At 58.4% G+C, this 7,022-nt stretch carries 7 protein-coding genes; 4 read left to right on the top strand and 3 right to left on the bottom strand.

Annotated elements, in window-relative coordinates; translation table 11 throughout:
• Positions 1 to 255: 255 nt before the first annotated feature.
• Positions 256 to 531 carry a YnjH family protein gene (locus GWQ22_RS20460; protein ID WP_275931488.1) on the bottom strand — a complete coding sequence of 92 codons (276 nt, stop codon included), beginning with the start codon at positions 529 to 531 and terminating at the stop codon, positions 256 to 258.
• Positions 532 to 795: 264 nt separating this feature from the next.
• Between GWQ22_RS20460 and GWQ22_RS20465 the strand changes: the two genes are divergently transcribed.
• Positions 796 to 1,764 (top strand): hypothetical protein, encoded by a 969-nt coding sequence (locus tag GWQ22_RS20465; RefSeq protein WP_275931483.1) that lies wholly within the window; start codon positions 796 to 798, stop codon positions 1,762 to 1,764.
• A gap of 111 nt (positions 1,765 to 1,875) precedes the next feature.
• Positions 1,876 to 2,649 carry a transporter substrate-binding domain-containing protein gene (locus GWQ22_RS20470; protein ID WP_275931484.1) on the top strand — a complete coding sequence of 258 codons (774 nt, stop codon included), beginning with the start codon at positions 1,876 to 1,878 and terminating at the stop codon, positions 2,647 to 2,649.
• Between the two features lie 54 nt (positions 2,650 to 2,703).
• On the opposite strand, the gene GWQ22_RS20475 is transcribed toward GWQ22_RS20470, so the two are convergent.
• Positions 2,704 to 3,084: a hypothetical protein gene (locus GWQ22_RS20475; protein ID WP_275931485.1), complete on the bottom strand. Its 381-nt coding sequence runs from the start codon at positions 3,082 to 3,084 to the stop codon at positions 2,704 to 2,706.
• Positions 3,085 to 3,278: 194 nt separating this feature from the next.
• On the opposite strand from GWQ22_RS20475, the gene GWQ22_RS20480 reads away from it, so the two are divergent.
• The gene (locus GWQ22_RS20480) at positions 3,279 to 4,658 is read left to right on the top strand and encodes a phosphatase PAP2 family protein (protein WP_275931486.1); all 1,380 of its coding nucleotides are present in this window, start codon (positions 3,279 to 3,281) and stop codon (positions 4,656 to 4,658) included.
• Positions 4,655 to 5,743 carry an AI-2E family transporter YdiK gene (gene ydiK / locus GWQ22_RS20485; protein ID WP_212513938.1) on the top strand — a complete coding sequence of 363 codons (1,089 nt, stop codon included), beginning with the start codon at positions 4,655 to 4,657 and terminating at the stop codon, positions 5,741 to 5,743. Before GWQ22_RS20480 ends, ydiK begins: the two co-directional genes overlap by 4 nt.
• Before the next feature lie 762 nt (positions 5,744 to 6,505).
• Here the strand turns inward: ydiK and GWQ22_RS20490 are convergent.
• Positions 6,506 to 6,841: a hypothetical protein gene (locus tag GWQ22_RS20490; protein ID WP_275931487.1), complete on the bottom strand. Its 336-nt coding sequence runs from the start codon at positions 6,839 to 6,841 to the stop codon at positions 6,506 to 6,508.
• Positions 6,842 to 7,022: the final 181 nt, after the last annotated feature.

The raw sequence follows: 7,022 nt of genomic DNA on the forward strand, positions 1-7,022 counted from the left end.
CGAGTTCCATCTGCGGTGATAAATACAAAACGGAGCCCGAGGCTCCGTTTTTCAATACGTTATCAATCCCGGACGGAACGTGCTTCGCGCTCTTCCCGCTCCCTTGCCAACAAGCGTTTGTACCACCAGCTACTGCGACGACGTTGTGCATTGGAAGAGCGACGAGCCATTTCTTAGGTTCCAGCCAAGAGAGGAAAAGAGCCGCATTATGCGATAGAGGTCACGTCCATGTCTTTAGCTGGATCAAGAAAAGCCTCACTGGCCCACGGTAATGGTGCTGCTCCTGGCCGCGTTATCGGCAACATTCGACGCCCTTTCAGGTTCCCGCCAGGCCAGAGGCCCGTTGCTCTCCTGCGCGTTCTGCGGGCTGCACTCCCGCCAGCTATCGCCCTGTTTAATCCGGGCACCCAGGGAATATTTCTGATCCTGATACCAACAGACCCGCTCCGGCAACGACCCCAGCGGCAGCACCAGCTTGGGGCTCGCTCTCTCCCCTGCGATAGTGGTGTGGGTGGCGGCCAAAGCCGACATCCACCAGCAGGAGGCCAGCAGGCAGAGCAATATTTTTCTCATGGGTAGATCCTGTTTTGTTGTGGGGCACTCTCGATGGATCGACCACTCCCGGGGTTTACTTGACTGGCCATCATACTGCCTGCTGGCATTGTGGAGCCAATATGGTAGCCTGCCAGCGCCTGCGGGCAGGCTCTCGCTGCCACGCGCAAACTTCCGGTGAATTTGTCGTTTCCAGACAACATATAACCTTATCTATCAAATCGTTATTTGGATATTATCCCAATGCGTATCATGCCATTGCTTCAGGCTGCCTGCCTGAGCCTGACGCTGTCCGCCTGCGTCGCCCCCCTCTTGATGATGAGCCCTACCAGTCAACTGATGTGGGCCCTGCTCAAGCCGCTGGTCGGTTTTGACCCGAACGAGGTCAATCTGTTTGAACAGCCCCTGATCAAGGATCGGATGACCGACATTCTGGGCCCCAATTACGACAGCACCATGCAGTTGCTCAAGACAGCCAACGAGCTGCAGCAGGAGGGCCCGCTGTTCTACGTGGTCTCCCGCTACGCCCCCGTACCGGACGTTGCCAAGCAGGCGGGCATGGTGTGGAACTCGCAAACTAACCAGCTGTCTGTGTTGCTGCAAAAAGGGGATGGCACCACCCAGGCCTTTGGCGAAAACCTGGCGGGCACAGCCCCGCTTTGGCCAACGGCCATGCAGGGCTGGCAGAACCCGGACAGTCAGGTCATCCCGACGGCCAATGCCCTGACCGGCGCCGCCCCCTTCTCCCTTGGCAACGCCCTGAGCACAGTGATCAGTGGCACCACCAGCAAGCTTGCCGAAGAGGCCACTCAGGCCGCGACCAATGGCGTCAACAACGCAGCCAAGAGTGCCACAGCCGCCGTTACCACGCCTGCCAAGCAGACTGTCAGCAGCACTACCGCGACCGTGACGCAAGAAGTGACCAAGGCCGTTGCTACTCCTGCCAAGCAGACTGTCAGCAGCACTACCGCGACCGTGACGCAAGAAGCGGCCAAGGCCGTTGCCACCCCCGCCAAGCAGACCGCCAGCAGCGCTGCCGCGACCGTGACGCAAGAAGCGACCAAGACCGTTGCAGCTCCTGCCAAGCAGGCCGTCAGCAGCGCCAGCGCGGCATCCCATACGGCAGGCGAAAGTATCGCCGATGCGGCCAGCGCGGCGGAAGCCAAAGCCCGGGCCAAGGCAGAAGCCGAGATGGAAGCCCTGCTTAAATAAACCGACAGGCCACCGCAAGGTGGCCTGTTGTTTTATCCCGCCACCGGGCCATGAACTTGTGACAAAGGCCACATAGACTGTTAGGTAACCAACCTGCACAAGGAGTGCATCATGCGCCATCTGCTCTTTGTCCTCGCCTCTCTCGTTCTGTTTATCGCACTCCCGGCTCCGGCACTTATCTACTATTCCGAGCAAAATATGCCGATCAATGGTCAGGATAAAAATGGCCAGCCCACTGGCCTGGCAGTCGAGCTGCTGCGCCTGATGTGGCTGGAAATGGGTGAGCCGGAGCAACCGATCCACTTTCTGCCCTGGGCCCGTGGCTGGTATCTGCTGACCCAGCAGAAAGAGGCCGTGCTGTTTACCACGGCCCACACCAAAGAGCGGGCCCCCCACTTCCTCTGGGTCTGCCCCATCAGCCACTCGCGGGTAGCGCTGGTTGGCCGCAAGACGGATGCGCCCAGCGTCAGCAGCAAAGCCGATCTCGCCAAGTTGCAGATCGGCGTCATGCAAGCAGATGTAGGAGAGCAACTGCTGCTCAACCGGGGTATCAGCCCCGCCAACCTGATGGCGGTGGAGCGGATGGATCAGGTGGTACGCCAGCTCATCATGGCCCGTACCGATCTGGTGGCGGGCAACGAGGTGATGTTGCGCCATCAGGCAAAAGAAATGGGTTTTCCCAGCGAAAATTTTGTCACCGTCGCGATTCTGGCGGAGCAGGACAACTGCTTTGCCTTCAACCCGGCGGCTGACAAACAACAGGTCGCCCGCCTGCAAGAGGCGCTCGACAAGGTCAGAAAGGGGGAGGCCTTCAAACAGCTGATCGCCCGCTATCAGGATGTGGTGCAGCCCCTGCCAGCAGATAACCTGCCGCGGATCGAGTAAAGGCACAATGCAAGCAGGCCACCCCGGGGTGGCCTGCTTCATCACATCGCCTGCTTACTGGAAGTCGCGGTCGTGATCGGACTTCTTGGTCTGGGAGCCTTCGCTGTGCTCTATGGCGGTGCGGATGAGATCCACCCCGGCGCGGATGATCAGCACGCCCATGTTGACCAGCTTGACGCAGACCCACATGAAGGTGATCAGCAGTATCAGCTTGAGGACCGTCTGGAACGCCTCCAGGAAATTCTGCTCCAGCTGGCTGGTGAGGCCGCTCGCGCTGGTCATCAGCCAGGTGTAGACCTCGCGCACGAACGGGATGCGGCTCGGCATCTCCAGCACGTCCAGGGCTGCGGGCAGGGCCTGGAAGATGACGATGCTGCCGAACAGTATCAGAATGACGCCGATGGCGATGCCCAGAAAAAAACCAAACTGTTTCATGGAAGGTCCCAAGGTTTGCTGCATGAAAATAACATAGCTGCCAATACTAGGGACTGCCTCACCACAGGGCAATCCTTGTGCGCAGGCAAGGCCAGTGCCCAACCCGCCAGCCGGTGGACCCACGCAGGAAACCATTGCCCCACTATCTGATTTCTGTGACCCTTGCGCTCATAGTCCCCCAACGCTCAGGCACCATGCTCCGCTCCTGTTTTTTACTGCTCTGCGCCCTGCTGCTGACACTGCCTGTCTTGGCCACTCCCACGGCTGCCGTCTGCGTGATCAAATATCAGCAACAGCTGCTGCTGGTGCAGGACAGGATCTCCTCCCGCTACAGCCTGACCGGCGGTTACATAGATGCAGGGGAGACGCCCCGGCAGGCGGCGCTGCGCGAATTGTTTGAAGAGACAGGTCTGCGAGGCCAGATCATCGCCGAGCTGGGACCATGGCAGCGCGCCGCCCTGTTTGCCTGCCAGACGCTGGAACCCATCCGGGCGCAGACTGGCTCTGGCTTCGTCTCCCTGCTGCAAGCCCCCAACCTGGGTGGCGAAATCCTCAACGCCAGGCTGATAGAGCCATCCCGGCTGCCTGATGGGCAGCGCCGCTTTCCGACGCAGCTCGACTGGCTGGCCCCCCAACTGGCTGACATCCCCGACAGCCCAGTTCTGTGGCTGCCAGATTTCAGCGGCGAAGGCAATGCACTGCACCGGGCGGAACTCCCGCTGATACAACGCTGGCAGGAGTGGATCGGGGCAAGGGCGCCCTGGCTTGATGCCAGCAATCTGTTTGGTTCAGCCGCCTTTCAGCTTGCCCTGCTACCTTTGCTGCTGCCGTGGCTGGGCTGGTCCCGTCTGCGTCAGCTGTTGCTGGCCATGCTGACCCTTACCCTGCTGATCCAGGTCGCCAAAGAGGGCCTCGGCTGGCCCAGACCCTTCCATCTCGATCCCGCACTGACACAAGGGAGCGCCCAGGGCTTTGGCATGCCGAGCGGTCACGCCGCCTCGGCGCTACTGTTCTGGGGCCTGCTGTTCAGGTGGTGCTGGCCCGCCAACCCCTGGCGCGGCGCCGTGCTGGCCCTGCTGCTGGCAACCCTGACCGGGTTGGCCCGGGTCTGGCTCGGCGTCCACTTCCTGTCGGATGTGGCGGCGGGATTGGTGCTGGGCGCCCTGATGCTGACGATCAGTCCCGGTTTGTCCGGCATGGCTGCCCGGCCATGGATCTGGGGCGGGCTCACCCTCATCTGCGCACTGGCCACCTGGTGGAGCCAATCCTCGGCACTGGCAGGCCTGGCCATGTTCAGCCTGGGTCTGACCCTGGGCATGCGACTACCCTTGCCGCGAGAGCGGCGAAAAACCTGGCACACCCTGGCGATCACCCTGCTCGGCAGCCTGCCCCTTGGGGCCTTGCTGTGGGCACTGCCATGCTGGCTGACCAGCTCCTGGCTCATCCTGCTAGGCCAGTGGCTACTCTATTGTTGCCTGGGGCTCTGGTTGAGCGCCGGCCTCTGGTGGATACTCTCACTCATGAACTCCGACTCGCTACCCAAGGGCTCAGGCCCCGACAAGGGATTGTTATGAATATGAAAAAAGTGGATTTGGCCAAGATAACCCTGGGGGTGCTGTTTCTCAGCATCCTCATCATCTCGTGCTTCTTGGTGCTGCGCCCCTTCCTGCCCGCACTGGTGTGGGCCACCATGATCACCATCGCCACCTGGCCGTTGATGTTGATGATGCAGCGGCTGCTGTGGGGCAAACGGACGCTGGCGGCCATGTTCATGACGCTGGTGCTGCTGCTGATGTTCGTTATTCCGCTCTTCATGACGCTGGCCAATGTGACAGAGAAGGCGCCCATGCTGATCGAGCTGGGCACCAGTATCAGTCACTCACCGCCACCGGAGCTGCTCTGGCTGCAACAGATCCCGCTGGTGGGCGACAAGCTCTATGAGTTCTGGCAGCAAATTCTGGCGAGTGGTGGTCAGGTGCTGTTTGCCAAGCTGGCTCCCTATTTTGGCCAGACCGCCCGCTGGTTCGCCTCTCAGGCTGGCAATCTGGGGCTGCTGTTCGTCCATTTCCTGCTGACGGTCGGTATCTGCGGTGTGCTCTACCACTCGGGTGAGAAGGCAGCTGACGGGATCCGCCGCTTCGCCCACCGGCTGGCGGGGGAGCGCGGTGACAATGCCACAGTGCTCGCTTCCCAGGCGATCCGCGCCGTGGCCATGGGGGTGGTGGTCACCGCCCTGGTGCAATCTTCGGTAGCCGGGATCGGCCTGCTGATTGCCGGCATCCCCTATGCCATGGTGCTGGTGGTGGTGATGTTCCTGCTGATCGTCGCCCAGATTGGCCCCTTCCCGGTGCTGATCTCCTGTGTCGGTTATCTCTACTGGAGCGGCGACACCACCTGGGGCACCTTCCTGCTGGTGTGGTCACTGATTGCGGGCACCATGGACAACTTCCTGCGCCCCTTCCTGATCAAGCGTGGCGCCAATTTGCCGCTGATCCTTATTCTGGTGGGGGTTATCGGCGGCCTGCTGGCGATGGGGATCATTGGTCTGTTTATCGGCCCTGTGGTGCTGGCGGTGGGCTACACCCTGCTGGATGCCTGGATCAAGGAAAATGACCAACCGGCGGCCGCCGCTGTTGTTGAACCGCCCAAGGCCGAGTGACGATTCAGTAACAAGATGATTCAGCCATCCATCGCTGATACCAAGAGCCGCCCATCGGGCGGCTCTTTGGTTTTTGACGATCGTGATTGATGGCGATGGCGTCAGATTGGCTGATCCGCACCCACCTGCATTCACCACATATTACCGTCCCATGTAGGTTCGATTAGCGAAGCGTAATCGGACGATCGAGAGGCCGTTATCCCGGTTGTCTTTGTGAGTCAGCGGCACCTGCCAGAGCGGAAATGAGAGTGGTCGTTATCGCGGGAGAACCCATTTACGCGAACGTCCGATTACGCCTTACGGCTAATCGAACCTACGGGCTGGCGGTGGGCTACACCCTGCTGGATGCCTGGATCAAGGAAAATGACCAACCGGCGGCCACCGCTGTTGTTGAACCGCCCAAGGCCCAATAACGATTCAGTAAAAAGACGATTCGGTAACAAGACGATTCAGCCATCCATCGCTGATACCAAGAGCCGCCCATAAGGGCGGCTCTTTTATTTGTGGTGATTATGATTATGGCGATCGTGTCGGATTGGCAGACCCGCGCCAACCTGCATATCCCACATATTACCGTCCCATGTAGGTTCGATTAGCGAAGCGTAATCGGACGATCGAGATGCCGCTGTTCCGGTATTTCCGTGAGTCAGCGGCATTTGTCAGAGGGGAAATATGGATAGCCGTTATAGCGGGGGAATGGATTTACGCGAATGTCCGATCACGCCTTACGGCTAATTAAACCTATGTGGCTTAAATGATGGGTTATTCATCCTCATCTTCAAGTGAGGTTAAGCTTCCCTCGCCTTGATTAGACAGAAGCTGTTGCAGCATATAAAAGTCTGCCTCTGCAACAGCTGCTTTAAAATATTCTTTTCTCCCTAGGTGCTCATGAAACGACGACTTAATTTCTTTCATCATCCTTAATAAAAAATTTACATCAGTAATATGACAATCCAAGTCAAGTGAAGAAAGATAAGCAATGCCCTCATTTTCTAAAACCAATGAGGGTAATCTTCTATTGCTAAGAAAAGGGGATTTATTGTGTATTTCGTCCCATTTTGCTTTCGCAAAATATTCATCCCAATTGATTAATGACATATGTTTCCTTCAATTTTAGTCAATCCGTAATGCTTGGCTAACTGCTTACCTTTGGCGCCTGACTCTTATACACAAATATTGTGAACTGATTGGCACTTTTCCCGATTTCCAGGATCTGATCTCCTATGTGACTCCCGAACATGGTAACGATCATGCTAACTTTTGCTCTTCATCGTGCGGC

Source organism: Aeromonas sp. 1HA1, assembly GCF_029237385.1.
Lineage (GTDB): Bacteria > Pseudomonadota > Gammaproteobacteria > Enterobacterales > Aeromonadaceae > Aeromonas > Aeromonas popoffii.

Excerpts from the sequence above, each read along its gene's own strand:
- GWQ22_RS20460 (WP_275931488.1), bottom strand. The coding sequence starts at position 531 with ATGTCGGCTTTGGCCGCCACCCACACCACTATCGCAGGGGAGAGAGCG.
- GWQ22_RS20465 (WP_275931483.1), top strand. The coding sequence starts at position 796 with ATGCGTATCATGCCATTGCTTCAGGCTGCCTGCCTGAGCCTGACGCTG.
- GWQ22_RS20470 (WP_275931484.1), top strand. The coding sequence starts at position 1,876 with ATGCGCCATCTGCTCTTTGTCCTCGCCTCTCTCGTTCTGTTTATCGCA.
- GWQ22_RS20475 (WP_275931485.1), bottom strand. The coding sequence starts at position 3,084 with ATGAAACAGTTTGGTTTTTTTCTGGGCATCGCCATCGGCGTCATTCTG.
- GWQ22_RS20480 (WP_275931486.1), top strand. The coding sequence starts at position 3,279 with ATGCTCCGCTCCTGTTTTTTACTGCTCTGCGCCCTGCTGCTGACACTG.
- ydiK (WP_212513938.1), top strand. The coding sequence starts at position 4,655 with ATGAATATGAAAAAAGTGGATTTGGCCAAGATAACCCTGGGGGTGCTG.
- GWQ22_RS20490 (WP_275931487.1), bottom strand. The coding sequence starts at position 6,841 with ATGTCATTAATCAATTGGGATGAATATTTTGCGAAAGCAAAATGGGAC.